The sequence below is a fragment of the Metabacillus rhizolycopersici genome, assembly GCF_020075705.1.
On the sequence record NZ_JAIQUM010000028.1, the window covers coordinates 1 to 26,551 of the forward strand.

The 26,551-nt window shown below is 37.1% G+C and carries 27 protein-coding genes and 1 pseudogene; 13 read left to right on the top strand and 15 right to left on the bottom strand.

Going from position 1 to position 26,551, the window contains the following annotated elements; translation table 11 throughout:
- The 4 genes and pseudogenes from K9V48_RS13315 to K9V48_RS13330 all read left to right on the top strand — a co-directional run.
- Positions 1-327 (top strand): annotated as a pseudogene (locus tag K9V48_RS13315) (RNA-guided endonuclease TnpB family protein); the annotation flags it as partial.
- Positions 308-1,060, top strand: a complete 753-nt coding sequence (locus K9V48_RS13320; RefSeq protein ID WP_224139470.1) for an RNA-guided endonuclease InsQ/TnpB family protein — start codon at positions 308-310, stop codon at positions 1,058-1,060. The pseudogene K9V48_RS13315 and the gene K9V48_RS13320, both read left to right, overlap by 20 nt.
- A 245-nt stretch (positions 1,061-1,305) precedes the next feature.
- On the top strand, positions 1,306-2,598 hold the full coding sequence (locus K9V48_RS13325; RefSeq protein WP_224139471.1) for a glutamate-1-semialdehyde 2,1-aminomutase: 1,293 nt from the start codon (positions 1,306-1,308) through the stop codon (positions 2,596-2,598).
- Between the two features lie 436 nt (positions 2,599-3,034).
- Positions 3,035-4,102 (top strand): FUSC family protein, encoded by a 1,068-nt coding sequence (locus K9V48_RS13330; RefSeq protein WP_224139472.1) that lies wholly within the window; start codon positions 3,035-3,037, stop codon positions 4,100-4,102.
- Positions 4,103-4,345: 243 nt separating this feature from the next.
- Here the strand turns inward: K9V48_RS13330 and K9V48_RS13335 are convergent, their stop codons facing one another.
- From K9V48_RS13335 to fabL, 5 genes are all read right to left on the bottom strand, one after another.
- Positions 4,346-6,088: an ABC transporter ATP-binding protein gene (locus tag K9V48_RS13335; protein WP_224139473.1), complete on the bottom strand. Its 1,743-nt coding sequence runs from the start codon at positions 6,086-6,088 to the stop codon at positions 4,346-4,348.
- 459 nt (positions 6,089-6,547) lie between these two features.
- Complete coding sequence (ntdP, locus tag K9V48_RS13340) at positions 6,548-7,078, bottom strand: nucleoside tri-diphosphate phosphatase (RefSeq protein WP_111617910.1); 531 nt, start codon at positions 7,076-7,078, stop codon at positions 6,548-6,550.
- Positions 7,079-7,228: 150 nt separating this feature from the next.
- On the bottom strand, positions 7,229-7,483 hold the full coding sequence (locus tag K9V48_RS13345; protein ID WP_224139474.1) for a YgaB family protein: 255 nt from the start codon (positions 7,481-7,483) through the stop codon (positions 7,229-7,231).
- Positions 7,484-7,889: 406 nt separating this feature from the next.
- Positions 7,890-8,093 carry a gamma-type small acid-soluble spore protein gene (locus K9V48_RS13350; RefSeq protein WP_224139475.1) on the bottom strand — a complete coding sequence of 68 codons (204 nt, stop codon included), beginning with the start codon at positions 8,091-8,093 and terminating at the stop codon, positions 7,890-7,892.
- A 76-nt stretch (positions 8,094-8,169) separates the two neighbouring features.
- Positions 8,170-8,925 carry an enoyl-[acyl-carrier-protein] reductase FabL gene (gene fabL / locus K9V48_RS13355; RefSeq protein ID WP_224139476.1) on the bottom strand — a complete coding sequence of 252 codons (756 nt, stop codon included), beginning with the start codon at positions 8,923-8,925 and terminating at the stop codon, positions 8,170-8,172.
- Between the two features lie 425 nt (positions 8,926-9,350).
- Between fabL and yfhS the strand changes: the two genes are divergently transcribed.
- Complete coding sequence (gene yfhS, locus K9V48_RS13360; RefSeq protein WP_224139477.1) at positions 9,351-9,542, top strand: mother cell protein YfhS; 192 nt, start codon at positions 9,351-9,353, stop codon at positions 9,540-9,542.
- A gap of 48 nt (positions 9,543-9,590) precedes the next feature.
- Here the strand turns inward: yfhS and mutY are convergent, their stop codons facing one another.
- Entirely contained in the window at positions 9,591-10,694 is a 1,104-nt protein-coding gene (mutY, locus tag K9V48_RS13365; RefSeq protein ID WP_224139478.1) for an A/G-specific adenine glycosylase, read from the bottom strand.
- A gap of 299 nt (positions 10,695-10,993) precedes the next feature.
- On the opposite strand from mutY, the gene K9V48_RS13370 reads away from it, so the two are divergent.
- Entirely contained in the window at positions 10,994-11,974 is a 981-nt protein-coding gene (locus tag K9V48_RS13370) for a metal-dependent hydrolase (protein WP_224139479.1), read from the top strand.
- 161 nt (positions 11,975-12,135) lie between these two features.
- Here K9V48_RS13370 and K9V48_RS13375 read toward each other — a convergent pair whose 3' ends face one another.
- Complete coding sequence (locus K9V48_RS13375) at positions 12,136-12,405, bottom strand: YfhJ family protein (protein ID WP_224139480.1); 270 nt, start codon at positions 12,403-12,405, stop codon at positions 12,136-12,138.
- A gap of 103 nt (positions 12,406-12,508) precedes the next feature.
- Between K9V48_RS13375 and K9V48_RS13380 the strand changes: the two genes are divergently transcribed.
- Together K9V48_RS13380 and K9V48_RS13385 are read left to right on the top strand one after the other, a co-directional pair.
- Positions 12,509-12,676: a small, acid-soluble spore protein K gene (locus K9V48_RS13380; protein WP_224139481.1), complete on the top strand. Its 168-nt coding sequence runs from the start codon at positions 12,509-12,511 to the stop codon at positions 12,674-12,676.
- A 35-nt stretch (positions 12,677-12,711) separates the two neighbouring features.
- Positions 12,712-12,873 carry a YpzG family protein gene (locus K9V48_RS13385; protein ID WP_224139482.1) on the top strand — a complete coding sequence of 54 codons (162 nt, stop codon included), beginning with the start codon at positions 12,712-12,714 and terminating at the stop codon, positions 12,871-12,873.
- A gap of 32 nt (positions 12,874-12,905) precedes the next feature.
- Here K9V48_RS13385 and K9V48_RS13390 read toward each other — a convergent pair whose 3' ends face one another.
- Both K9V48_RS13390 and recX read right to left on the bottom strand, forming a co-directional pair.
- Positions 12,906-13,223, bottom strand: coding sequence for a YfhH family protein (locus tag K9V48_RS13390; protein WP_224139483.1), 318 nt, complete (start codon positions 13,221-13,223; stop codon positions 12,906-12,908).
- A 23-nt stretch (positions 13,224-13,246) separates the two neighbouring features.
- On the bottom strand, positions 13,247-14,050 hold the full coding sequence (gene recX / locus K9V48_RS13395; protein ID WP_224139484.1) for a recombination regulator RecX: 804 nt from the start codon (positions 14,048-14,050) through the stop codon (positions 13,247-13,249).
- 386 nt (positions 14,051-14,436) lie between these two features.
- On the opposite strand from recX, the gene K9V48_RS13400 reads away from it, so the two are divergent.
- The 5 genes from K9V48_RS13400 to K9V48_RS13420 all read left to right on the top strand — a co-directional run bounded on the left by K9V48_RS13400 (position 14,437) and on the right by K9V48_RS13420 (position 18,426).
- Positions 14,437-15,351 carry a TIGR01777 family oxidoreductase gene (locus K9V48_RS13400; protein WP_224139485.1) on the top strand — a complete coding sequence of 305 codons (915 nt, stop codon included), beginning with the start codon at positions 14,437-14,439 and terminating at the stop codon, positions 15,349-15,351.
- Between the two features lie 226 nt (positions 15,352-15,577).
- Positions 15,578-16,702 carry an amidohydrolase gene (locus tag K9V48_RS13405; RefSeq protein WP_224139486.1) on the top strand — a complete coding sequence of 375 codons (1,125 nt, stop codon included), beginning with the start codon at positions 15,578-15,580 and terminating at the stop codon, positions 16,700-16,702.
- Positions 16,703-17,154: 452 nt separating this feature from the next.
- Positions 17,155-17,712: a GNAT family N-acetyltransferase gene (locus K9V48_RS13410; RefSeq protein WP_224139487.1), complete on the top strand. Its 558-nt coding sequence runs from the start codon at positions 17,155-17,157 to the stop codon at positions 17,710-17,712.
- A gap of 159 nt (positions 17,713-17,871) precedes the next feature.
- Positions 17,872-18,000: a YfhE family protein gene (locus K9V48_RS13415; protein WP_224139488.1), complete on the top strand. Its 129-nt coding sequence runs from the start codon at positions 17,872-17,874 to the stop codon at positions 17,998-18,000.
- A 249-nt stretch (positions 18,001-18,249) separates the two neighbouring features.
- The gene (locus tag K9V48_RS13420) at positions 18,250-18,426 is read left to right on the top strand and encodes a YfhD family protein (protein WP_224139489.1); all 177 of its coding nucleotides are present in this window, start codon (positions 18,250-18,252) and stop codon (positions 18,424-18,426) included.
- 338 nt (positions 18,427-18,764) lie between these two features.
- Here K9V48_RS13420 and K9V48_RS13425 read toward each other — a convergent pair whose 3' ends face one another.
- The 6 genes from K9V48_RS13425 to K9V48_RS13450 form a co-directional block, all read right to left on the bottom strand.
- Entirely contained in the window at positions 18,765-19,898 is a 1,134-nt protein-coding gene (locus K9V48_RS13425) for a DEAD/DEAH box helicase (RefSeq protein WP_224139490.1), read from the bottom strand.
- Between the two features lie 654 nt (positions 19,899-20,552).
- Entirely contained in the window at positions 20,553-21,272 is a 720-nt protein-coding gene (locus K9V48_RS13430) for a YebC/PmpR family DNA-binding transcriptional regulator (protein WP_224139491.1), read from the bottom strand.
- A 233-nt stretch (positions 21,273-21,505) separates the two neighbouring features.
- Entirely contained in the window at positions 21,506-22,702 is a 1,197-nt protein-coding gene (locus K9V48_RS13435) for a class I SAM-dependent rRNA methyltransferase (RefSeq protein ID WP_224139492.1), read from the bottom strand.
- Between the two features lie 245 nt (positions 22,703-22,947).
- On the bottom strand, positions 22,948-23,916 hold the full coding sequence (locus K9V48_RS13440; RefSeq protein WP_224139493.1) for a sugar phosphate isomerase/epimerase family protein: 969 nt from the start codon (positions 23,914-23,916) through the stop codon (positions 22,948-22,950).
- A gap of 22 nt (positions 23,917-23,938) precedes the next feature.
- A complete protein-coding gene (locus K9V48_RS13445; RefSeq protein WP_224139494.1) occupies positions 23,939-24,955 on the bottom strand; it encodes a Gfo/Idh/MocA family protein in 1,017 nt (338 codons plus the stop codon).
- Between the two features lie 2 nt (positions 24,956-24,957).
- Positions 24,958-25,998: a Gfo/Idh/MocA family protein gene (locus K9V48_RS13450; RefSeq protein WP_224139495.1), complete on the bottom strand. Its 1,041-nt coding sequence runs from the start codon at positions 25,996-25,998 to the stop codon at positions 24,958-24,960.
- Between the last annotated feature and the right edge of the window lie 553 nt (positions 25,999-26,551).

Sequence of the window (26,551 nt, forward strand, 5' to 3'; positions counted from 1 at the left end):
GATCGTTGGCTGCAATATTGTCGCCAAACCTATAATTCTGCTCTTTTAGATAAACAACGTAAATATAATAGGTCAAATGAATCTTATACTCGTTACGATATGCAAACACAACTTAAATTGGATAAAAGGAAATATTCGTTCCTAAAAGAAGTACCATCTCAGCCATTGCAGGAAGTCTTTCTACGTCTAACAAAGGCTTTTGATAACTTCTTTCGAAAGGATGCAAAATATCCTAAACTGAAAAAATACAAGGACTATAATAGTATGACTTTTCCTCAGTTTGGCTTCAATCATAAAGGAAACCGATATGCTATGTCTTTTTTTTGAAAATGGAAAATTATTCAATAAGAAATTAGGGGAAATCGATATTAAGCTGCATCGTCCATTAGAAGGAACCATGAAACAACTGATTATCAAGCGTCAAGGTGAAAAGTGGTATGCTATTTTTTGTGTCGAAAGACAGGCGGTTCCACGAACAATTGATAGCCATAATGCGATTGGGATAAATGTGGGACTAAATAAGTATGCCGTTCTTTCGAATGGAATGGAATATGAAAATCCAACATTTCTATGTGAAAAAGAAAAGCAATTAAAAAAAGCACAACGCAAACTATCTAAGAGGAAAAAAGGTTCAGCCAACTACATAAAACAAGTACATCGCGTTCGTCATCTTCATGAGAAAGTGGCAAACCAACGCCGGGATTTTCTCCATAAACTAAGTTATCGTTTATCAAAAGATTATTGCGTTATCGTTGTAGAAAAATTAAACATTCGTAACATGGTGAAAAACAGAAAGTTATCTAAATCAATCTCAGATGCTGGATGGGGAATGTTTCGAAATATGCTAGATTATAAGTGCCAGAAAAATGGTGGTATACTTATCAAGGTAGAACCACACTTTACCTCGCAAGATTGTTCCTCTTGCGGAGAACGTGTAAAAAAATCACTTTCGATTCGTACTCATATCTGTACAAAGTGCGGTACAGTATTAGATCGTGATTACAATGCAAGTTTAAATATTCTGTACAAAGGATTAGAACAACTACTTGTAATGAACTAAATCACTCAAACTGTAGGGCAAGGTTATGTCCGAACAGTATAATCTACGCCTGTGGAGACTGTGTAAGACATAGTGGGACCCCTATTATGCAACGGTCTAAGAAGCAGGAAGCCCCTTCTTCAATCTAATCGCAAGGTTGATAAGAAGGGGTTATTCACGAATGGGCTAAAATGAAGGTTAACTGGAATTAGTGATAATCTCTAAATTAAAGGATTATCTTACATGATATATAGTAGGAGGCAATTATGGAATTTACAAAATCAAATGAATTACACAAAGAAGCATTAGAGCATATTGTCGGGGGAGTAAATTCTCCTTCACGATCCTATAAAGCTGTTGGTGGAGGCTCACCAGTCGTGATGGAAAAGGCAAATGGAGCTTACTTTTGGGATGTTGACGGCAATAAATATATTGATTATTTAGCTGCGTACGGTCCAATCATTACAGGACATGCACATCCACATATTACGAAGGCAATTACAAAAGCCGCTGAAACAGGAGTTCTCTACGGTACTCCCACTCCACATGAAATAACGTTCGCAAAAATGCTGAAAGAAGCAATGCCAGCTCTAGACAAGGTTCGTTTCGTCAATTCTGGAACAGAAGCTGTCATGACGACAATTCGTGTAGCACGAGCTTATACAGGACGTGACAAAATCATTAAGTTTGCTGGCTGCTATCACGGGCATTCAGACCTTGTACTTGTCGCAGCTGGCTCTGGTCCGTCAACCTTAGGCACACCAGATTCTGCCGGTGTACCTAAAAGTATTGCCCAAGAGGTCATAACTGTACCTTTTAACGAAATCGAACCATTACAAGAAGCATTAGCAAAATGGGGAGATGAAGTAGCCGCGATTTTAGTGGAGCCAATCGTTGGTAACTTTGGTATCGTTGAACCACAACCCGGATTTTTAGAAAAGGTCAATGAATTAGTCCATGCTGCAGGCGCTCTGGTTATTTATGATGAGGTCATAACTGCTTTCCGCTTTATGTATGGTGGTGCCCAGGACCTATTAGGAGTATATCCTGATCTCACTGCATTGGGTAAAATTATTGGCGGCGGACTTCCAATTGGCGCTTACGGTGGCAAAAAAGAAATAATGGAACAGGTCGCACCACTAGGACCTGCCTATCAAGCAGGGACAATGGCAGGAAACCCAGCATCAATGCTATCCGGAATTGCATGCTTAGAGGTTCTTAAACAAGAAAATGTGTATGATAACCTTGATGAGATAGGGGCCATTCTTGAAAAGGGGATATTAGAACATGCTTCTACATATAATATCCAGATAACCATAAATCGTTTAAAAGGCGCGCTAACCATTTATTTTACTAATGAAAAAATTGTTAATTATGAACAAGCTGAAAACACAGATGGGGAGATGTTCGCCAAGTTCTTTAAACTAATGCTCCATCAAGGCATTAATCTAGCTCCGTCTAAATACGAAGCTTGGTTCTTAACAACTGCCCATACAAAAGAAGATATCGCAATCACATTAAAAGCGGTTGAATATGCCTTTAGTAAATTAAAATCATAAACTTAGAAAAGCGCAAGCGCCTTGTTCAGCCTAAGGCAGGCATAAGACGCACATGAATAGAAGGCGTTCTTTGCCTTCAATTCATGTGTGGCTAGACCTTAGAGGGGCTAGGCGCTTGCGCTGGACAGTTCTCGAAGCCAAAACTTATAAATTCTGATATCATAAAAAAAGACAAGTGTACAGTAGGTACCTTGTCTTCATTTTTCTTTATTTCTAAGGAAGCTAGTGTAAGAAAACGAAAACTTTCATTATAAGTACCCGAAGACACGGAAATTTCTTCTTAAAAAAGGGCAATTGTATCTTGTATATATCATTTAAAGCATGTATAGTACGATATTGGTCTGTCAGGTAGAAACCTATTAATAGTGTTTAATAACGAAATACTACTAGACAAAATGGAAAAATGCTTTCGAGAAGGGAATGTCAATAAACGATCATGAAATTTGGTGCTCGCATCCTTAAAACGGGGATTGCCATTACATTAGCCTTATTTTTAGCTACTGCATTTCAGTTGCCTACTGCCTTTGCTGCAATTTCAGCTATTTTTGCGATTCAGCCGACAATTTACCGTTCTTATTTATCCATTATCGAACAAATACAAGCAAATGTGATTGGTGCCGTGTTTGCTATTGGAGCAGGTTTAGCTTTTGGCTACCATCCAATTATCATCGGATTAACCGCGATTATTGTAATTGCAATTAACATAAAGCTGAAAGCGGTAAGTACCATTCCAGTAGCCCTTGTTACGGTCATTGCAATACTAGATAGTCCTGGTGAAAACTTTATTGATGTAGCACTTATTCGTTTCTTTACAATTTTACTTGGTGTTTTGGCTGCTTTTATCGTAAATCTAGTGTTTCTCCCACCAAAATATGAAACAAAGCTATACATGCGAATAACGGAAAATACGGAGGAAATCACTAAGTGGATTCGAATTAATCTTCGTCAGACATCCGAACATACTATTTTAAAAGCAGAAATAGATAAACTAAAAGAGAGTATGATTAAGCTTGATCAGCTCTACTTAAATTATAAAGAGGAACGAAATTATTTTAAGCGTGAATCATTCGCTAAATCTAGAAAGCTCGTTCTCTTTAGGCAAATGATTGTGACAACGAATCATGCACTTGATACACTAAAAAAGCTTCACAGATTAGAAAATGAACTCAATCAAATGCCGGAGAACTTTCATAAGCTGTTAATTAATGAACTAGACTACTTACTTTATACTCATGAAGAGTCGTTATTAAAATTTATCGGAAAAATAAAAACACATCCAACAAACGAGCATATTCATGATGAAAAGTTTGATAAACAAAAACTTACTGAAGCACTTATGGCATACCATAATGAGCATCATTCATCATGCTTTTATCCATTGCTACCGATTATAGCAACAATCATTGATTATAATGAACAGCTAGAGCATTTAAATCTGTTAATTAACAGCTTCCATAGCTTCCATAAAGAAGACAATGAAATAAAACTTTCTGAAGACGAATAAGTCTATGCATGTTACTAAAGAACAAAAGCGCAAGCGCCTTGATCAGCCTCAGGCATAGCATAAGACGCTTTTGAATAGAAGGTGTTTTTTTACCTTCAATTCAAAAGTGGCTTAGACCCAAGAGGGGCTAGGCGCTGGAGCTGGATGCTGCGCACTTATCCACATAGTACAAGAATTTCATAGTTTTCTTATAACACAAGAAAAAAGCCACATTTTCGCAAATATCGGAAAATGTGGCTTTTTTTAGTCTAACTGTTGAATTTGAAACAATTTATGATAATGCCCCTTTTTCTCCATTAGTTCTTGGTGTGTTCCTTGTTCAACAACATTCCCATCCTCAATCAGCACGATTTTGTTAGCATGTGTAATGGTTGAAAGTCGATGTGCAACAATGAAGGTTGTACGATCCTTTGCCAGATTTTCAAGAGCTTCTTGTATGAAATGCTCGCTCTCTAAATCCAGTGCAGAAGTTGCCTCATCTAAAATAAGAATAGGTGGATTTTTCAAGAAGACCCTCGCAATTGAAACTCTTTGCTTCTGTCCCCCGGAAAGCTTTACTCCACGCTCTCCAACCTTTGTATCATAACCATTTGGTAATTTTGAAATAAAATCATGAGCGTTTGCAGCCTTTGCAGCTTGAATTACTTCTTCCTCAGTTGCATCAGGCTTACCAATTAAGATGTTTTCTCGAACTGTATTACTGAATAAAAATGTATCCTGAAGCACCATCCCAATTTGTTCACGTAAACTTTGTGCCTGGTAATCACGTATATCGATATGATCAAGTAGTATTCTACCATCTGTCACATCGTAAAATCGTGGTAGTAAGCTGACAAGTGTTGATTTCCCACCACCACTCATTCCTACGAGTGCCACTGTTTCTCCTTTTTTCACTTGAAGAGAAAGACCTTCAATAATCAGAGCTTCATTTTCTTGATAACGAAATGAGATGTTTTGAAATTCAACTTCTCCTCTTACGTCATTTGCAACTTTTGCATTTGGTTTATCTACAACCTCATATGGAACATCAATAAATTCAAATACACGATCCATCGAAGCAAATGCTTGAGTAAGTGTTGTCGACGAATTAATTAATCTTCGAAGTGGATTATAAAGTTGCTCGATATAAGCAATAAACGCAACCATTGTTCCGATTGTAAGCTGTCCTTGAATGACTTGATAGCCTGCATAGCTTATGACAATAAGTGGTGATATATCTGTCAAAGTGTTAACGATAGCGAATGTACGTGCATTCCAACTCGTATGATCTAACGCCTTATCAAGGAAATTTGAATTCTCCTTCGCAAACTGTTCCTGCTCAAATTCTTCTGTAGCAAAACTTCGAATAACAGGCATACCTTGAACACGTTCATGTAAATGACCTTGAACCTCTGCAAGCGCTTGTGAACGGACCCTAGTTAAATCTCGAAGCTTTCCATAAAAATACTTTACTGATAATCCATAGAAAGGAAAAAGAATAATTGACACAAGTGCTAGCTTAACATCCATCGTCATCATTATACATATTGCGATGATGATCGTAATAACATCAAGCCATACATTCATCAAGCCAGTTATTACAAAATTCTTCGTTTGCTCCACATCATTAATCACACGTGAGATAATTTCACCAGCACGTGTATTCGCATAATAACGTAAGCTTAATTTTTGCAAATGAGTAAACAACTGATCCCGAATATCATATAAAATTTTACTGCCTACCCATTGCGCAAAATATTGACGATAATATTCAACCGGCGGACGTACAACCAAAAATAAGGCAAACATAATCCCCATAATAATGAGTAAGCTTCGTGTCTTCTCATCGGCTGTACCTGTCCCTCCAATGATGTCATCAACTACATGCCTAATAAGTAATGGCAAAAGAAGTGGGATCGAAAATTTTATAACTCCAATGATAATTGTCCCTGCAATTTGAACCCGATAAGGCTTAACGAATGCCATATACCGCTTTACAGCTCCCAAGAAAATCCCTCGTTTCTAAAATATACCTATGCACCTTGGTTAGCCAAAAGCAAGACCATTCATGAAAAATAAGTGTTCTTTCTCTTCAACATGAGTGGTTAGACTCTAATGTCAGTTACCTGCGACATCATGTCTTCGCAACTACACTAGTACGTCAAGTGCTTCGCTGCTGGACTTAGGTGCGAAAAATGTATTACCTTACAATTTTTAAACATGATAGTAAAACAAAAGCGCAAACGCCTTGATCAGCCTCAGGCATAGCATAAGACGCTTTTGAATAGAAGGCATACATTTACCTTCAATTCAAAAGTGCCTGTAGACCCAAGAGGGGCCGGGCGCTTATCCACAGTAAAAGAATTTCATTGTTTCCTATAACACGAAAAAAAGGCTGACTCTTAATTCGTCCCCAACTATTTTGATAGTTGTAGCACCATCTGAGCCACCCGGAATTCCCTATTCTTATGTTACATATGTTAAATATTGTTCATACCATTGATCAATAAATTCAGGTGCAAATGGCCCCTTTTTTTGACGGATCCATCGGAGTAATGTTTCAAGATTCTTTTTTAAAATAAGATCTATCACTTCTGGATAATTCATTAGCTTACTATGCAGCTCGTACTCGTCTTCATCCAATATCGTATAAGTCATATCTGGATATACCTTCACATCAAGATCATAGTCGATATATTTCAGAGCCTCATCATCCCAAACGAATGGTGAACTAATATTACAGTAATAATAAACACCATCTTCTCTGAGCATACCAATAATATTAAACCAATGTCTTGCATGGAAATAGCATATAGCAGGCTCTCTTGTTACCCACGTTCTACCGTCAGATTCTGTTACAATTGTACGATCATTGCCAATAATAATACAATGCTGAGAACCCTTTAAAACGGTCGATTCCGCCCAAACTCTGTGGATAAAGCCATTATGCTTATAACTATGAATTTGGATTTTGTCTCCTTCCTTGGGAATGCCCATTATTCTCCCCTTCTTTCAAATGGTCGCTTCGCGTAGTCACTTCTCTAACAAATATCGTCTCAAAAATTAATTATTCTCTCATTATACCTTTTGTGAATAAAAAAGGAAAATAAAAGAGTCATTCCTGAATGAAATGACTCTTTGATCAAATTACGAGACAGTTTCAAAACGTTGATTTTCGTAAGAGCGAATGACCTCTTCTGTTTGTTGCTCAAATACTTGTTGAATACGATTCAATTCTAGCTTCATTTGTTCGATCTCCTCTTGGATTTCTCCAATCTCCGCTTCATCCTGTAATTCACCTAGCTGCTTTTTTACCTCCTGACATCTTTCAATTTCCGTCTGCAAATATACTAGTTTATCCATTGTTTTTAACTGCTCACCTACTAGTTGATCAAAATTCATAGCTTCCTCCCCTTTCTATTAAAACGAATCCATTAAAGTGATACTTCCCCATTCTTGGAATTCTCTTTCCCCTTAATGAGTTAGTAAGACTTACCTTAGCTCTTAAAGGCAGTTATCCCCAATCTTAGCTTCGTTTATTCTTTAAAGCCCAGAGGTTTTAGGGGATTACTATCCGTTATTGCGGAATAAAAATGTGATATTGATTAATTCTCCATATCCTAGTTCTAACCTTTGACTACTTATGTAGATGCAACAGAAGTTTTGTCGTTTACATGTTATTTTTTTAGAAAAGCGCAAGGCGCCCGTCTAGCGCTGGACAATTCTCGAAGCCAAAACTTATAAATTCTGATCTGCCGAAATAAAAAGACACCTCTCTACGATGTAAGAGAGGTGCCCTTTTATTCAATTAAGAATTTTGGTTCTTTTTAGCTTCTGCCTTTTGGTTTTGTTGTCTTACTGCTTGTGCACTAGTTTCACTACCAAATTCAGCACCAAATTCAGTACCAAATTGGCCTGCACCAGCTTGAGCTGATTGAGCGTTTTGTTGTCTTACTTCTTGAATGTTTGTACCTGCTGATGTTTTACCAGCTTGTTTGTTGAATTGTTTCATTCGATATCACCTCCACAAAATATAGAATGTCCTGAAGGTAATTTAATATCCAACAATCAAAAAAAAATTTTAAAAATTAAACGAGTAAGGAACGACCACCGTCTACTATTAACGTTTGCCCTCGTACCATGGATGCTTTCTCTGTCAATAGGAATTCAATTGCATTTACCATATCATCAATCTCCACCATTCTACCAGCAGGAGTATTCTTTCTTGCATCCTCTAACATTTCATCCCGATTAGGAAAATGCTTAAGCGCATCCGTATCAACAGCTCCACCTGAAACTGCATTGACGATAATATTTTTCGGTGACAATTCCACAGCTAAATATCTTGTAAGTGCCTCAAGCGCAGCCTTTGAAACACCAACAGACGTGTAATTTTCAAGATATCGAATAGAGCCAAGTGAGCTTGTACTAACGATAAATCCCCCACCATTTCTCTCCATAAGCTTTGCAGCTTCCTGTGCACAAAAAAGAAGTGCTTTACTGTTAATATTCATTGTCCAATCCCAATGATTTTCCTCAAGTTCCATCGCAGGTTTTTGCACACCAGATGCTGCATTATTCACAAAAACATCCAGTCTACCGAAATGTTCGTCAATTTGAGCAAAAAGCTCTTTAATTTTCTCCGGTTTTCCTACGTTTGCTTTTACAACAATTACTTTAACTCCAAGCTTTTCAACTTGTTCAGCTACTTCTAATGCTGCGGATTTACTACGTGCATAATTGATCACGATATCGTAGCCTTTCTCCGCTAATCGAATAGCCACCGCTTTCCCAATTCCACGACTACTTCCTGTAATGAGTGCAACTTTATTTTCCTGGCTCATTTTGTCAGCTCCTTTTATGTAAACAATCGAATAGATGAATTTATTGTATCAGATAATATAGTGAAACTTCTAGATGAGGGGAGTGGGGTTCTCTCCTCAGCTAGTTAGTTGAACTTAATCGGACCTTTACGGGCAGTTTTAACCTTTGCTTATCCTTATTTTCACGCAATCTGTTTACTGCCCGTTAAGGTGGGGCATAGTGAAACTTCTAGCTAAGGAGAGCGGGGTTCTCTCCTTAGCTAGTTAGTTGAACTTAATCGGACCTTTACGAGCAGTTTTAACCTTTTGCTTGTTCTTATTGCACGCACTCTGTTTACTGCCCGTTAAGGTGGGGCATAGTGAAACTTCTAGCTATGGTGAGCAGGGTTCTCTCCCAAATAGTAATTTTTAAATTAATCAAGCTTTTTCTAGATAGGAGGATTTCTATGTATTCAGGTCGTGATATGACTGAATTATCAATGATGTCAAAGGGAGCGTGGAAAGATTCTGAGTTAGCCTTTTTCCATCACTCGCTTCAGCAAGTTGTCCCTTATTTAAATGTAGAAGGACAAGCGATTCATCGAGAAATCGTTCAAGAGATTGAATCCCGTGGCGGTCTTAAGCGGGATGAAACCTAAGTTTATTCTAAGCAAGAGAATTCATCTTTATTGAACTACTGTCTAGGGTCAGACATTGAAGTCTGACTCTTTAAATATTTGATATATTTTCTGGTGGGATACCGGAAAAGCATATTTACTTAATTCAGTTTCCGTAACAGGTACTAAGTCTCCATTTGGTGTATTTTTTACCTTACCAAAATATATGGAGATGTTCCAGATTAAATGGGAAAAAATATGTTCAACAGTTCCAGCTAATTCAGACAGCTCAACTTTTACATCGTATTCATCTTGTAAGTAATCTACTAGCTGTTCACGGTATGTTTTCCCTGTTGTAACATCTAATTCAACATTTGGATACTCCCATAGCTTTGCAAGCAAGCCTGAAGAAGGCCGTTTATGAATATAAAGATTGCTATTTTGATCATACAAAACAGCTGCTGCCATTTGCAGAGGTTTTGGTTTCTTCTTTTTACTTTTAATTGGCAATTCAGTTTGAACACCTTCCTCAAAAGCGGAACAGTGTTCTCTTACCGGGCATAATAGGCAAGATGGTGAGGTTGGAGTACAAATTAATGCTCCAAGCTCCATTAGTGCTTGGTTAAATGAAGATGGATCTTCTTTCGAAATGAGCTCATAGGTTGCAGCTTCAAAAGTTTTACGAGCTTTCGGCTTGGCGATATCCTCCCAAATCGATAGTATTCTCGATAGAACCCTCATGACGTTACCATCAACTGCAGGTTCAGGAATATTGTAAGCAATACTTAAAATTGCCCCTTTCGTATATGGTCCAACCCCTTTTAACTTTGATATTTCATTGGGAGTATTAGGAACAACACCACCATAGCTTTCCTTTACCTCTTTTACAGCAGATTGAAGATTACGGACTCGAGAATAGTAACCAAGTCCTTCCCACGCTTTTAGTACTTCTTCCTCATTTGCATCTGCTAATGATTCTATCGTAGGAAACTTAGTTATAAATGAAGTAAAATAGGGTATAACTGTATCGACTCGAGTTTGCTGGAGCATGATTTCTGAAACCCATACTTTGTAAGGATCTTGATCCCTGCGCCATGGCAAATCTCTTTTTTCAGTTAAATACCAATTAATTAAATCATGTTGAAATGACTCAATTGGAAAGTTTTCGAGCTTGTTTTGTAAATCCTTATCCATGTTCGAATCCTCCAGATGTTAGTAAAAATATATAAAACGAATAATACAAGACCTCCACCAGTGATTTTTTTCTTATCCCCACTAATGGACAGCGCGAATTTCCTTAGCTATTACAGGTAGTTTTCCTCCATCTTCACTTCTTCGATTCCCCCAAAGTTTTAGAGGTGTGAGAATTACTGCCAGTTAATACGGGATAAATTTGAACACATTGGACAATATTATCTCATATAAATTCTATTGAACAGAAAAACGCTAAAAAGATTTAACTCCCTTCGAGTAAAAACAAGGAGGATTAAATATTGGATACTGGAACACATGTCGTGATGGGAATTGCTTTAGGTGGAATAGCTACACTTGATCCAGTTGTAGGTGTGGATCATTCAACTGCATATGCTGTTATGCTAGGAACAATTATTGGCTCTCAAGCACCCGATCTTGATACAATTTTAAAACTTCGGAATAATGCTAAATATATACGAAATCACCGCGGAATTACTCATTCTATACCTGCAGTGTTTATTTGGTCATTTTTAATTACTGGTCTGATTATGTTATTTGTTCCTGAAAGCAATTTGCTTCATTTATGGCTTTGGACTTTTTTTGCTATCGCTCTTCATGTATTTGTTGATATTTTTAATGCTTACGGAACTCAGGCTTTAAGGCCCTTCACAAAAAAATGGATTGCCTTAGGAATCATTAATACGTTTGACCCGTTTATCTTTATCGCTCATCTTATTGGAATTGCAATTTGGGTTTTAGGCGCCCACCCTGGCTATACGTTCTTAACTGTATACATCATCTTAATGGCCTACTACATTATTAGATTTTCTATGCAAAGAAGGATCATTCACCGTTTGCATAAATTATTACCCGATATTGAACAAGTTATTATCTCACCTACAATGAGGTTCCGCCATTGGCATATTGCGATTATGACCAACACACGTTTCCATGTAGCAAGGTCTATTAATGGAGAAATTATTCTCCAAGATGAATTTGAGCGCATACCTGTTCCACAAACAAATGTGATCAGAGCAGCAGAGGAAGATGATAACATTTCTGCATTTTTATCCTTTTCACCTGTCTATCGCTGGGAGGTCGATGAGTTTACAGACCATTATGAGGTTCGATTTATTGACTTACGATATCGAAGCAAAGGGTACTATCCTTTCGTTGCTATTGTCCAGCTTGACTATGATTTAAATATTGTTAGTTCCTATACAGGTTGGATTTTCAGCGAAGAAAAACTTCGCAAAAAGCTCGAGTTAATACCGGATTAAATATCATTCAAAAGACTGACTAATAGGATTAGTCAGTCTTTTAAGTACCATTTTGACTTAGTTTTCGTGTCTTTCTCAAGACCAGTTATTATGCTATCAACAGTCCTTTGGAATCACTTTATTATGATTATCCAATTTGGCTAAGGATTTCCTCTTATACATTAATGCAATAGGTAATCATCGCTATTTAATAAATGACTATATTTTGGATTTGTTGCAATAAATTCGTGCAATGTTTCTCCATAATTGGTAATTAATTGTCTAACGACCTGCTCAGTCACCTTTTTACCTTGATATTGTCCCCCTGCTTTCGCTTGAGTAGATTCAAAATCTTCCCAAAATAATTCTACCCATGTTCTTGCTTGTGCATATGAAAGACTTGTGTTTTTGCTTAATAATTCATTCGTTAATCGTTCAAAGTATATTTCCAATTTTCTCACCTCTAGGAAGAATTCTCTACTAATACATTTGCGTTAAATACCTATACTATTAATACGCTTCTTTTATAGAAGCTAATGATGACTTGGAGGGATTGTGTTGCGCAATAAAGCCAAGGGATTTCCCAATCTGAATAATAACAAGTTTGAAGGCGAACCAAGAGCAAAAGCAGAATATGCTTCAAAAAGGGCAAATGGTACCATTAACACTCATCCACAAGAACGGATGAGAGCTTCTGGTAATCGCGAAAATCCTTACTCTTAATACGCACTTAACCAAACTTGCGGAGGTGCTTTCGAATGGGTACAAATGAGAAGAAAAAATTCTATGATAATTTGTATTCTAATGCATTTAGTCAGCCATGGGCTAATCCCAAGCATGCGTTCGCTCAAGTAAATGGTCAAACACAACAAACTCAAAATCTCATCATCCTTGAGGCACAAACTAGGAAGCGCTCTTAATTCTACTAGGGCTGACAGCTATTTACAGCTTGTCAGTCCTTTATTAACATTGAAATGGGCAGTGCCTCTTCATTATTAGGTGTCGTTAGACGATATCCCCAAGCAAAGATTCCATTCATATAATTAATTTTAAACGACTCCCCTGGTGCGCCTTCAATTTCATATACTTCTTCAGGTTTAAAATGATCCGGATTCAATAAATAGGATCTTGCCATCGATATTTTTCGCTCTAATACTGCATATTCATTTATAATACCCAATTGCTCAGCTTTTCGAGCCTTTTCCTTCAGGGTAGCAATTTCATTTTTCAATTCAAACTCAGACATTTCACTATACCGCTTATCATTCATTTCCCTATCCCCTTGTCGTAAAGTTATTCATCCTCGTCTAAATATTGTTCAATTAATTCAATTGCAAATCCTTTTCGATATAAAAATTGTTTCATCTTCATTTTATATTGATAAGGTTCTTCATTTTGATACCGTCTTTTTACCTTGTCAGCATGCTTCCTGAGTGCTGCCCATTCTTCTGATTCATCTTGTTCAAATTTAACTTCTTCTAATGCAATTGAAATGATATCATAACTAAAACCTTTCCTCATTAAATGTTGCTCCAATTTTTGTTTTAGCAGCACGGTTGAGAGCTTATTATTTTTTTTCAGTACCTTTTCAACATGATTGATTGCCTGTTCAATTTGTGAGGAATGATCGTATTGAAGAAGGGCTTGTTCAATAAATGCCGGTTCAATTCCCTTTCCAACAAGCTCCATTTGAATCACACTTGGTCCCTTCCCATTTGTTTGCCACTGTGTTCGAACATAGGCGTTAGCAAATTCTAAATTATCCACATATCGATATTGCTTAAGCTTATGTATAACTTCCTGAATAACCGGATCATTACACTCCTTTTTTCGTAAATGTTCTTCAACTTCCTTGATAGAACGCATACGATAACTCAGAAATTCTAAAGCTCTATTATATGCCTTTTTAACTTCATCACCATATTGAATTTCAATAATTTCAAATTCATCAAGCTCTTTTCCTTTTTGCAGATTAAAGCGAATAAAAACATCCTGATCTACACTAAAGGCGAATCTCTCACCCTTGCCATCATCTAAAAATATATTAAGGCGATCATCGCTGTGCTTTTGTGCAGTAATTTTCGTAATAATAGCCATTTTCTCACCTACTTTCTAAGTAAAAATTTACAAAGAACAAAAGCGTAAGCGCCTTGATCAGCCCCGACAAGCATAAGACGCTTTTGAATAGAAGGCGTACTTTGCCTTCAATTCAAAAGTGGCTTATGACCTCGAGGGGCTAGGCGCTGGAGCTGGACAGTTCTCGAAGCCAAAACTTATAAATTCTGATATTAGAACAAAAGCGCAAGCGCCTTGTTCAGCCTCAGGCTTACCCAAGAGGGGCCGGACGCTTACGCTGGATATCGTGCGCTTATCCACAGTACTAAAATTTTATAATTTCCTAAACGTCCAAAAAGAGGAAATTCCCATTAAACACAGTATATTTGAAGTAGTATTCATTTTCATTTTAAAGGAAGTGATCGTCTATGAAAGTTGCCATAGCTGGTGGGTCAGGATTTATTGGAAAACATTTAACTCGTTATTTTTTAAATAAAGGACATGATGTATTTATTTTAACACGAAGTGAAAAAACATCTTCAGAAAAAAGACTCCATTATGTAAAATGGCTTTCTGATTCCGCTACTCCACTCGCTTCGTTAGAAGGAATCGATGCTGTCATTAATTTGGCTGGAAAATCAATAAATAGTCTTTGGACTGAAAAAACAAAGATGGATATCTTCTCAAGTAGAATTAGTTCCACGAAAGCGATTTATTCTATAATCGATGGTTTGCAGAAAAAACCCTCCGTATTCATTAATGCAAGTGCAGTAGGTTTTTATGGTACTTCAATTGATCAAACATTTACCGAAGATTCAATCGAAGCAGGGAAGGATTTCCTCGCTAAAACAGTAGATGCATGGGAGAAAGAAGCAGCTAAAATTGGTGAGTTACACGTTCGAACGGTAATCATTAGGATTGGGATTGTGTTTGGTCATGAAGGTGCTCTTCCTTCACTCGCTCTACCTTACAAATTATTTGCAGGCGGAAAGCTCGGAACTGGTCAACAATGGGTATCATGGATTCATGTAAAAGATCTCATTGCACTAATTGACCATACCATTCATACATCCGAAATTTCAGGACCGATTAACGCCACCGCACCTTCCCCAGTGAAGATGAATCAATTAGGAAAAACAATTGGAAAAATAATTCACCGCCCACATTGGTTACCCGCACCATCTTTTGCATTAAAAACATTATTAGGTGAAATGAGTATAATGGTTTTAGAAGGGCAAAAAGTCATACCTATGAAAGCCCTACAACATCATTTTCATTTCGTATATCCAACATTAGATGAAGCATTGTCTGACATTTTAAAAAAACAAATGAAAAGTAGCTAGTTTGCGTTATATCCCCCATTTAAAAGGGACGATTTCTGCTTAGAAATTAAGAAAAGCGCCTTGTTCAGACTCGGGCAAATAAGACGCTCAGGAATAGAAGGTGTTTTTTACCTTCAATTCCTGAGTGGCTTAGACCCAAGAGGGACCGGACGCTTGCGCTGAACACGAAAACTAAGTCAAAACTTTATACTTTCTTTAAAAAAACTAATTTTGATTGGAGTAAGCCATGAGTTTAGTACTTTTTAAACAAGCAACCGTTTACCCCATTACTTCAACTGTTAGGTACGAAACAGACGTACTCGTTGAAAATGGGAAAATCGCTGCAATTGGAAAAAACTTAGAAGTTTCTGAAAACACGACCATTATTCCTTGTAAAGACCAGCTATTATTTCCGGGTTTTATTGATGTTCATACACATTTAGGTTTATATGACGAAGGTACTGGCTGGGCTGGAAACGACGCGAATGAAACGATCGAACCATTAACTTCACATATTCGAGCGATAGATGGCGTAAACCTACTTGATCCAGCTTTTAAAGATGCCGTCAAATATGGAATAACGACTGTCCATGTTATGCCGGGAAGTGCAAATGTTATTGGTGGGACAACATCTGTAATTAAAACGTATGGAACAAACGTATTAAATGCGATTGTTCAGGAAACAGCCGGATTAAAGATTGCTTTAGGAGAAAATCCAAAACGGATGCACAGCCATGGAAATAAAGAATCCATTACAAGAATGGGGATTATGGGGATGCTTCGTGAAGCCTTCTATAAAGCAAAATACAGTGACGATCTAGATGATTTTCGCTTGATCTCCATCAAAATGGCACTCCGTCGTGAAATACCAGTTCGAATTCATGCCCACCGCGCAGATGATATTATGAGCGCAATTCGTTTCGCCGAAGAGTTCGACCTTGATTATCGAATTGAACATTGTACAGAAGGTCACTTAATTGCAGAGGAATTTGTAGGCAAGCAAGCTAGAGTATGTGTTGGACCAACTTTAACTAGAAGGTCAAAGATTGAGCTGAAAAATAAAAGTTGGTCTACCTATCAAGCCTTATCTGAAAAGGGTGTTGAGGTCTCTATTACAACAGATCACCCCTACACACCAATTCAGTATTTAAATGTATGTGCATCGATTGCAGTTAGAGAAGGATTTGATGAACAAAAAGCGATTGAAGGAATAACGATAGCTGCGGCGCGAAATTTAAGAGTCGATGATCGCATTGGTAGCATTGAGGTTGGAAAAGATGCTGATTTAGTCATTTGGAATTTCCACCCCTTTCATTATCTCGCAAAACCTCATTTGACAATGATAGACGGGAAAATAGTGCATAAAATTTGAGATATACATTCCAATTAAATATATTAATATAATTTAAATCAACTATTAATCAATCCTCGGTTAAAAGGACAGTTAGATTCAAAAATCATTTACTATCATTGATTAAAGCGTTAAAATGGCAGATTGGTTTCTAACACACTAAAAGAAAGCGCGTTCAAATTAGGCGATTCTTAATCATGTCAACTGCTATATTATGATAAGTATTTTTTTATTATTCGACAAAAAAAGTAGTATCTTTTTTATAAAAATTGACGTATTATACTTCATGGAGCAAGTTAATTATACAATTTAATCTAGTAATGGGAAGGCAAATGGTGCGCCACCAGCTTTACTGGTTCTAGTGGGTTCGATTCCCACCCCGAAATTTTTTTACGTTAAGCTATAATAAAAAATTTCGAGGGTGGAGATTGGCCATATCACATGGAGTCTGCCCTCTAATTGGAGGGATCCAGATGCTAAAAAAACGTGATATTTATGACAGTCATGCACTTTATGAACACATGATTCACCCTGATGTTTTCCCATTTGTACGTCATAAAGCTAAGTCGTTGGAAGAATACCTATTTATAACGAAACAAACAATTGAGGCTGAAGAACGGGGTGAAGTGATATCACGAACCATTTTAGACGAATGGGGCTCTCCGATTGGCACAATCAGTTTGTTTGATTTACAAGAAAATGCAGGCTTTTTAGGGACTTGGATCGGCAAACCCTATCATGGAAAAGGCTATAACCAGCGTGCAAAAAATGCGTTTTTTAATGAATTATTTTATGAATTAAATATTGAAACAGTCTTCTTGAGAATACGTAAACAAAACATTCGTTCAACAAAAGCAGCTGAAAAACTACCTTATGTTGTTAACGCTAATGAAACAAGAGCAGGCTTACTAAGACAAATGAACAACGGTGAAGATCTATTTAACCTCTTTGAAATTACAAAAGATCTTTATACTTTCAACACATATCACAATTCTTCTGAGGCTGATGATAACCAGCTTAAGGAAGCTTAAATTTGTTCGAGCAGGTAGGATTCTTTGATCCCACCTGCTTTTTATTTTCCAGAGCTACTTTTCCCACCACATTCAGCATTAATTCCTCCCTCTGTGTATGAATCCAAATAGCTTTGTTAACACTACTACTGAATACTATTTATTGGAAGGATGATTACAGTGGGAGCAGATAAAAGAAAGCGGGATAAGACGAAGAGGACTCTTTCTACTATGCAAGAAGTCAACTATTCTAGAGAATTCAGACATGCTGACCGTGCTGGTGGATACATAAGTAAATCAAGACACTAACTTCCAACATGAATTCAGAACAAAAGCGCAAGCGCCTTGATCAGCCTAGGGCAAGCATAAGATGATTAGGAATAGAAGGTGTTCTTTACCTTCAATTCCTGATTGGCTGTAGACCCAAGAGGGGCTAGGCGTTGGAGCTGGATGCAGTGCGCTTATCCACATTACAAGAATTTTACAGCTTTCTATAAGACGAAAAATGGTCATCCTAATCTTGAACAACAAGTTCAAGATTAAAGGAGGGCTTTTTTCATGGGTCGTGCACATAAAAATAAAGCATCACTTCCCCAAGTACCTAAAAACCTAAAAAGAGACGGTGTTGACGAGGAATTCTCACGCGAGATTGCGGATCAAGCAGATTTGGAAGCACAAGCGCGAGCAAACGCTGCAAATCAGCGTCAACAAACGAACAGAAAACAGAAAAAATAAAGTGAGAAATTGCCTCTATATGCAATAAAGATTCAATTTTTAACATTTGTGGATAAGTATCCAATAAACCACTATCCAGATTTGAATACTGTGAATATTGTTAATAAAATGTGGATATCTTCTGAAATACACATAAATATGAATAACATGTGGGCAAGCAACATACATTAGTATTACAACAGTGAATTGACACCATGATTAAGAAAGCACGCCGCTCATATAGAGTGGCGTGTTTTAAGGTCCTCATCTCAATGGATTAAAAACCAATTCAAACTGATTACTTCCATAAAAGGAATTTTAAAAAAGAGTCTGACACATAGATGTCAGACTCTCCTCGTTTACGCTTCAACTAATTCACCTTTATATAATTGATTCTTAATTAATGTTATGTTTAGTTCCTTTGCTAATTTCTTTAATTCTCTTTCTTCTCGCTCCGTTACAATTGATACAACTGTTCCTGAAGCACCTTGTCTTCCTGTTCTTCCTGAACGATGAACATATTGTGAAATATTTGCAGGAAGATCAAAATGGATAACATGTGTAAGTCCTACGATGTCCAATCCGCGAGCAGCTACATCTGTAGCAAGTAATAGACCTTGGCTATCATTTCTCAAGCTTTTTAGCGCAGCCTCACGCTCTTCCTTTCTTGTATCGCTGTGTAAAAGATGTAAATCCACACCTTTAAACTCCAACTTTTCTGCCAGGACATTGAGATTGCCAATATCTTTAACAAATCCTAAGGCCTTCATTCGGACTGTTTTTGCCATTCTTTCAAGTAGCGTTACCTTTTCTCTTTGTTCACAAACAAGATAGACATGTTTAACGTCACCTACAGGTATTTCATCTAAGCCTACTTTCAGAACCTCTGGATCCTTTTTCATGAGATCTCGCGCTTTTGATTCTGTGCTAACATTTAGGGTTGCTGAAAACAGTACAACCTGGCGTTCATTTAATGTTGTTTTAATAATATCTTGGATTGTATTTTTATGTTCAGGAGTAAGTAATTGATCTCCTTCATCTAATACAATTGATTTTACTGCATGCATTTTTAATTTCTTCAATTTGATTAATTCCTGAATTCTACCTGGAGTTCCGACAATTACTTGTGGACTCTTTTTTAACTTTTCAACTTGGCGTTTAATATTTGCGCCACCAATAAAAGAAGCACTTGTTATACCACTACCCTCAGACCATTTCTTTATTTCCTCAAAAATTTGCATTACAAGCTCTCTTGATGGTGCTAAAATAACGACTTGGGCATTTTTCTTATTTGGATCAAGATTATTTAGTAATGGTAGCACGTATGCGAGTGTTTTACCTGTTCCAGTCGGAGACTCAGCGATAACATCCTTCCCTTCTAAAATATGCGGAATCGATTTAAGTTGAATCGCAGTCGGTTCTTGAAAATTCGCCTTCTCCCAATTCGCTTGGATGAATGGTTTTACATCTGCTAAAAAATTCGGTTGTGTCATGAATTGCATTCTCCTTTAACTTACAAAATTCTTAGTTGAAGCAATAGCAATGCCAGTTTACTTTTGCACTAACTGGATAAAAATAATGTAGTTTTATGTATTCATTTTCATTTAGTCAATCTATATAAAATATTTGCTTTCTCTAGCAAAACTCAATTTTAAACTCGCTAGTCTCTCCTATTTTTTTAAAAGAAGCAGTAAAAGTCAACCATTATACTACAGCTAAATTGGAATAAAAGCAAAGACATTCTTAATGGCTATACCAGATTGTTTTTCGCCACTACTCATTCTTCATTAGTTAATATCGTACTCGGAAATCCATTCTTCACCTTAAGATAGCATGCTAACCTATTTTTTCACACACCACCCAATCGATCTTTCGCCATATTTCCCCAGAAATAATGATGATTCTCCATTAAACAAAAAAATAATTGACATATTTCTCCCTGTTTTAGGCTGAGTAGAAAGAGATCCTACCTTTATACTTTTAATCAAACGTTTGTTTAAAATATCATTCCTCTGTATTGCAGTAATCTAAATTTCTTTGATTGTTGTGATTTATATTGCGGATAGGAGAAAATGATGAAGAAGGAAAAGCTATAAAAAACAAAATAAGCAGACCTTTAATTACATAATAAAGGTCTACTTCATGTATTATTCACCAAGGTCAACATTGTGATAAACTTGCTGCACGTCTTCTAAATCTTCTAATGCATCAATCATTTTTTCAAATTGTGCTTGCGCGTCTTCTGCGAGTGTTACGTCATTTTGTGCAAGCATTGTTAGCTCTGCAACTGTAAATTCTGTTATCCCCGCATTTTTGAAAGCTTCTTGCACAGCATGGAACTGGTCAGGCTCGGAATAAACGATAACCGATTCATCTTCTTCGATAATGTCTCGTACTTCTACATCTGCTTCCATTAATAATTCAAGCACTTCATCTTCTGTTTTGCCTTCAATACCGATGACTGCAGTTGCATCAAACATATAGGAAACAGAACCACTTACTCCCATGTTTCCACCATTTTTACCAAATGCAGCACGTACTTCAGATGCAGTACGATTCACATTATTTGTTAACGCATCGACGATGACCATTGATCCGCTTGGTCCGAAGCCTTCATAACGAAGTTCGTCAAAGTTTTCTTCTGAACCACCCTTTGCTTTTTCGATTGCTCGATCAATAATATGTTTTGGCACACTATACGTTTTCGCGCGCTCAAGAACAATTTTTAAAGCTTGATTTGATTCTGGATCTGGTTCGCCTTGCTTAGCTGCTACATAAATTTCTCGACCAAATTTTGCATAGATACGACTAGTGTTTGCATCTTTTGACGCTTTTTTTTCTTTGATATTGTTCCATTTACGGCCCATAATGTCCCACTCTCTTTCAACTTTGAATCTATAAAAATTCGTAATATGAAATATGCTGCTTTCTTCAACCCTTTTCAAAAATTACAATTAACCATTCATTCAAAAGCCTTGTTGAAGATCTTGCATCATCCACTTGATTATTATACATCAATTGCATCCATTGAAAAAGATAGGGGCTCTTATCATTATGAAATGAAACGATATAAATATTTCACCACTATCTTCCATAAGTGTTACGTCAATTTTTTAATAAAAACGACTTTTAAGTAATCGCCTTCTTTAAATTCCTTAATTGTTTTAAAATCTTGTGGCAGGCTAAATTCCTCCAAAAGTTTATATTTATCTCCAGTCGATTGAAACGCCTTCTCGATAAATCCTTTAAATTTATTCATCCCGAATGTACTACAATTCGAGGATGCCACGATGATACCATTTTCCTTCGTAATTGTAATTGCTTGTTTTAATAAGTCAGGATAATCTTTCCCTGCACTAAATGTATGTTTTTTTGAACGTGCAAAGCTTGGTGGATCCAATATGACCATATCGAATACTAGCTTCTTTCTCACAGCATATTTAAAATAATTAAATACATCTTCGACGATAATATCCTGTGATTCATAATCAAGTCCATTTACACTAAATTGTTCGATCGTCTTTGACTTGCTGCGATTTGCAAGGTCAACACTCGTTGTTTTTGCTGCACCACCTAAGGCTGCTGCAACAGAAAATGCACCCGTATATGAAAATGTATTGAGAACATGTTTGCCTGCTGCATATTTATCACGAATTGTTTTACGAACATCTCTTTGATCAAGAAATACGCCAACCATTGCACCATCATTTAAATAAATCGCAAAATGAATGCCATTTTCTTTCACAATCAACGGGAAATTTGCCCTCTCCCCCGCTACAAAATCATCATCTTCAATATACGTTCCTTTAGCATCGAATCTTTTCTTTTCATATAGACCTTTTACATCTATTAAATTCGTTAAGGACTGGATGACATGTTCTTTAAATTGATAGATTCCTTCACTATACCAACTCATAACAAAATAGCCGTCATAATAATCAATCGTTAACCCACCGATTCCATCACCTTCGCCGTTGAAGACCCGAAATGCAGTTGTTTCTGCATCCTCAAATAATGATTTTCGGTTATCCAATGCCTTTTTTATTTTAGCTTCAAAAAAAGCTTGGTCTATCACTTCTTGTTGGTTTCTAGTTAACACCCAACCTCTTCCTTTATTCTGCTTACCATAATATCCTTTTGCGAGAAACCGATTATTCTCATCATATAAATCAATAATTGTTCCCTCTATTTTTAACACGTCACTATTTTTAATGGCATCCTTGTTAATAAGAGGATAACCAGCTTTAAACTCCTTTACAAAATCTGCCTTCACTTGTACTCGTACTGCTTTAGTCATTTATTCACCCAATCATTCTTATATAAATTTTTAAAAATTAATCTATACCATCATACCCATTTTCGAACGAAAAATAAAACCTATCTTACTACACCATTTTCGAGAAAGAAAAACGGGATTCTCACTCCAAAACGATATCTATTTTAATTAGGCAATCGTTCACAATGATATAAGCGAAATTGCGTCCTAAAAGGTGTAACGATTGAATGAGCGAAAGTAACGTGAAAAGCTTGAAGCACTAACTCTTACACCCACCAAATTTGTGATGGAGTATCATTTATGAGGACAGATTTAAGATTTGTTACAGCTCGCTCAAAGCCTTCGTCAATCGACATGATTGGATCCTCGTGCTCAATGCTAACAACATAATCATAGTTATAAGTACGAAGGGCACTCATCATCTCATTCCACTCTGTTAAGCTATGACCACAACCAACTGATCTAAATGTCCAAGCTCTCGTTTGCACCTCTCCGTATGGCTGCATATCCGTTAGGCCATACATATTGACATTGTCCTGATCAATATACGTGTCTTTTGCATGAAAATGGTGGATCGCATTCGCTTTACCTAATATTTTAATTGCGGCAACAGGATCAATCCCTTGCCACCAAAGATGACTTGGATCTAAGTTGGCACCGATTGCATCACAGGTTGCCCCGCGTAGTTTAAGCAAGGTATATGGGGTATGAACTAGAAATCCACCGTGTAATTCTAAGCCAATTTTCACATTATGCTCTTGTGCATATTGACCAACTTCTTGCCAATAAGGAATTAACTTTTCTTCCCATTGCCACTTTAATACATCACCATATTCGTTTGGCCATGCTGTAACAGGCCAGTTAGGATATTTTGCGCCTTCATGATCACCAGCTGTTCCAGAAAAGCAATTTACGACAGGAACATTTAATAAGGAAGCAAGTTTAATTGTTTTTAAAAGAGTTTCGTGCGAATCTTTTGAAAATACTTCATCAGGTGAAATGGGATTACCGTGACAGCTGAACGCGCTAATGGTTAAGTTACGTTCTTCTACTTTGCTTCTATATTCATTTCTCCTTTCTTCACTTTCTAATAAGGCATCCAAGTCACAGTGAGCATTACCAGGATATCCGCCTGTTCCAATTTCTATTGCGTGTAGTCCTGAAGCCTTCACTCGATCTAACATTTCTTCAAAAGATTTATCATTAAAAAGAACTGTAAATACGCCTAATTTCATTGTCGCTCCTCCTAATTTTCGTTTATCTATTTCCAGCTGATTGATAAATTTCATCGATAATCTGTGATACTTGTAATGCTTCTTCGGGCTGGACTACAAGTTCAGCTTTACCAAGACAAGCATCGATAAAGTTTTTAGCTTGTACGATACTAGGGTCCTCTTCACCCGCTATCCAAGCTGGTTGACTATTTATAAGCATGCCATTTTTGGCGGTATAGAGTTCTAGTGGGAATACACTTATCCCCCCTTCGGCTCCAGAAATACTTACATGTTCGATGTCATCTAAAATATTAGCAGCCCAGGACGTTTCTAATAAAAGAGAGGCACCATTTTCAAATTTAATATATGCGGTCACATGATCGTCAACATCAAATGTTTCATGTTCAAATGCCCCCCATTGATTCACAGAATTTGGTTCTTTGCTTAATACGTTATACATACTACCATTTACAGAAATATGCTTCGGATTCCCCATTAGCCAAAGCGATAAGTCTAGTAAATGGCAGCCGTAATCTATTAAACTACCACCACCTTGAAGATCTTTGTTTGTAAACACACCCCAACCAGGTACTTTTCGACGTCGTAATGCTTGAGCTCTCGTTACGAGTGGCGCTCCAACCTCTTTCATCAATTGCTTCGCAGCTTGAGCATTTTTCATGAAGCGATAGTGATAAGCAATAGCAAGAACCTTCTTTGTACGCTTAGATGCCGCTAGCATTTTCTTGCCTTCTTCTGAAGTAAGAGCCATCGGTTTTTCACAAAGAACGTTAACACCTGCCGCTAATGCAGCAATCGTTATTTCAGCATGAAACTTGTTTGGTGTACAAATACATACCGCATCTACTTCTTGGAACATATCATGATAATCTTTATACACCTTTTCAATGTCATACTTAACGGCAACTTCTTTTGCCCTTGCCTCATTTACATCACTGACCGCTAAAATCACACATTCATCATGCAATGTTTGAAAGGCTGGGATATGACGACCTTGGGCAATTCCTCCTACACCGATTATGCCAATTTGTAATTTACTCATAGTTAGCCCTCAAATACTTTAACAATCGTTTTCGTTTCGTTTGATTTAATTGCTGCGAGAATAACTGCTAATGACTTCATCCCCTCTTCACCATTGATAAGTGGCTCCGTATTATCATTAATTGAGGCGATAAAGTGATCAATAACATGTGTTGTATGTTGATTTTGGCCGCCTTCATCATTTGATTGGATTTTACCAAGTTCATAGTTTACTATCTCACCATTTGTATATTGAACAATAAGTGAATATGTAGGATTGTCTTCCAAACGAATAATTGCTTTTTCACCATAGATAATTGTTGAATTATCTTCTTTTGCTGTATAGGACCAACTAGCCGCAAGTGTACCAATGATACCGCTCTCTGTTTTCAAAACACAAACAGCTGTGTCATCTACATCCGCAAAGTCCTTCGCAGTCGTTTCGATAAATGCACCAACCTCAACAATTTCTTCGCCAAGTAAGTAACGGATTAAATCTGTTTTATGAACACCTAGATCACCCATTGCACCGATATATGCTTTCTCTTTTTCAAAGAACCAGCTATCTTTTCCGTCAATGCTCCACCCTTCTGGACCCGGGTGACCAAACGCTGTTCTAAAACTATAGATTTTCCCAATTGAACCGCTTTCGATTAGTTGCCGTGCAAGCTGATGTGAACGGACAAAACGTTGGTTATGCGCAATCATTAATTTTTTACCGTTAGTAGTTGCAGCTTCGATCATCGCAGCTGCTTCTTCCCTTGAGGTTGCCATTGGTTTTTCACATAAAACATGTAGACCATTGTTTAGAGCTGCGATTGAAATCGGAGCATGCAAATAGTTTGGTGTACACACGCTAATTGCATCTACCTCACCACTTTGAATGAGTTCTTGATAATCCATATAAGGCTTTGCATTATATTGTTTAGCTACTTCATTTACACGATCCTCAACAATATCGCATACTGCCACTAACTCAACTTCTTTATTTGCTGCATATTCTGGCAGATGACGATATTGTGCAATACTCCCACACCCGATAACACCAATTCTTACTTTACCCATTTTCATTCCTCCCGTTTTCACCAGTCTTTTTTTAACAGTTTTCCGAAAGAAGTCCCCTTCCTCAAGCGTGTGAAGGGCACAGCCCAACGGTAGGGAGGGGATGAATTTCGGTTGGCGGTAGCCAAAGGCTTTTCTCCCCCCTAAATCTTGGTATAATAGAATCAAACATGCTCTTTGAAAACTGAAGATATGAGGTTGTGACAGGAAGAAAGCTCTGTCACGTAAAATCTTCAAGCCACCAAAGAACTAGCCAACGTACTACTTTTTGTAGGGCAAGGTCGTGTCCAAACTTAAGCCTGTGGAGATCATGTAAGACCTATTAGGTATCCTACTAGGCTACGATCATTGAAGCAGAAAGCCCCTTCTTCAACTTCGAAGAAGTAAGGAGGGGTCGTTCACCGTTTATTCCTTATTTCTCTAAAATTGGTTGGAAAAGCTGTAGATTTCCATTAATGCTTGTAGTAGAGCCTCGGATAATCGAAAACGATCAAACAAATCTATAAAGACAATTGAAATAGAGAACGTTTTCATTTTAAAAAAAGGTTATTTTCGC

Excerpts from the sequence above, each read along its gene's own strand:
- yfhS (WP_224139477.1), top strand. The coding sequence starts at position 9,351 with ATGTATTCAGGTCGTGATATGACTGAATTATCAATGATGTCAAAGGGA.
- K9V48_RS13320 (WP_224139470.1), top strand. The coding sequence starts at position 308 with ATGCTATGTCTTTTTTTTGAAAATGGAAAATTATTCAATAAGAAATTA.
- K9V48_RS13390 (WP_224139483.1), bottom strand. The coding sequence starts at position 13,223 with ATGAATGATAAGCGGTATAGTGAAATGTCTGAGTTTGAATTGAAAAAT.
- K9V48_RS13440 (WP_224139493.1), bottom strand. The coding sequence starts at position 23,916 with ATGAAATTAGGCGTATTTACAGTTCTTTTTAATGATAAATCTTTTGAA.
- K9V48_RS13400 (WP_224139485.1), top strand. The coding sequence starts at position 14,437 with ATGAAAGTTGCCATAGCTGGTGGGTCAGGATTTATTGGAAAACATTTA.
- K9V48_RS13430 (WP_224139491.1), bottom strand. The coding sequence starts at position 21,272 with ATGGGCCGTAAATGGAACAATATCAAAGAAAAAAAAGCGTCAAAAGAT.
- recX (WP_224139484.1), bottom strand. The coding sequence starts at position 14,050 with ATGGCTATTATTACGAAAATTACTGCACAAAAGCACAGCGATGATCGC.
- K9V48_RS13325 (WP_224139471.1), top strand. The coding sequence starts at position 1,306 with ATGGAATTTACAAAATCAAATGAATTACACAAAGAAGCATTAGAGCAT.
- K9V48_RS13410 (WP_224139487.1), top strand. The coding sequence starts at position 17,155 with ATGCTAAAAAAACGTGATATTTATGACAGTCATGCACTTTATGAACAC.
- K9V48_RS13420 (WP_224139489.1), top strand. The coding sequence starts at position 18,250 with ATGGGTCGTGCACATAAAAATAAAGCATCACTTCCCCAAGTACCTAAA.
- K9V48_RS13350 (WP_224139475.1), bottom strand. The coding sequence starts at position 8,093 with ATGAAACAATTCAACAAACAAGCTGGTAAAACATCAGCAGGTACAAAC.
- K9V48_RS13435 (WP_224139492.1), bottom strand. The coding sequence starts at position 22,702 with ATGACTAAAGCAGTACGAGTACAAGTGAAGGCAGATTTTGTAAAGGAG.
- K9V48_RS13445 (WP_224139494.1), bottom strand. The coding sequence starts at position 24,955 with ATGAGTAAATTACAAATTGGCATAATCGGTGTAGGAGGAATTGCCCAA.
- K9V48_RS13330 (WP_224139472.1), top strand. The coding sequence starts at position 3,035 with ATGAAATTTGGTGCTCGCATCCTTAAAACGGGGATTGCCATTACATTA.
- ntdP (WP_111617910.1), bottom strand. The coding sequence starts at position 7,078 with ATGGGCATTCCCAAGGAAGGAGACAAAATCCAAATTCATAGTTATAAG.
- fabL (WP_224139476.1), bottom strand. The coding sequence starts at position 8,925 with ATGAGCCAGGAAAATAAAGTTGCACTCATTACAGGAAGTAGTCGTGGA.
- mutY (WP_224139478.1), bottom strand. The coding sequence starts at position 10,694 with ATGGATAAGGATTTACAAAACAAGCTCGAAAACTTTCCAATTGAGTCA.
- K9V48_RS13405 (WP_224139486.1), top strand. The coding sequence starts at position 15,578 with ATGAGTTTAGTACTTTTTAAACAAGCAACCGTTTACCCCATTACTTCA.
- K9V48_RS13345 (WP_224139474.1), bottom strand. The coding sequence starts at position 7,483 with ATGAATTTTGATCAACTAGTAGGTGAGCAGTTAAAAACAATGGATAAA.
- K9V48_RS13425 (WP_224139490.1), bottom strand. The coding sequence starts at position 19,898 with ATGACACAACCGAATTTTTTAGCAGATGTAAAACCATTCATCCAAGCG.
- K9V48_RS13450 (WP_224139495.1), bottom strand. The coding sequence starts at position 25,998 with ATGGGTAAAGTAAGAATTGGTGTTATCGGGTGTGGGAGTATTGCACAA.
- K9V48_RS13385 (WP_224139482.1), top strand. The coding sequence starts at position 12,712 with ATGGGTACAAATGAGAAGAAAAAATTCTATGATAATTTGTATTCTAAT.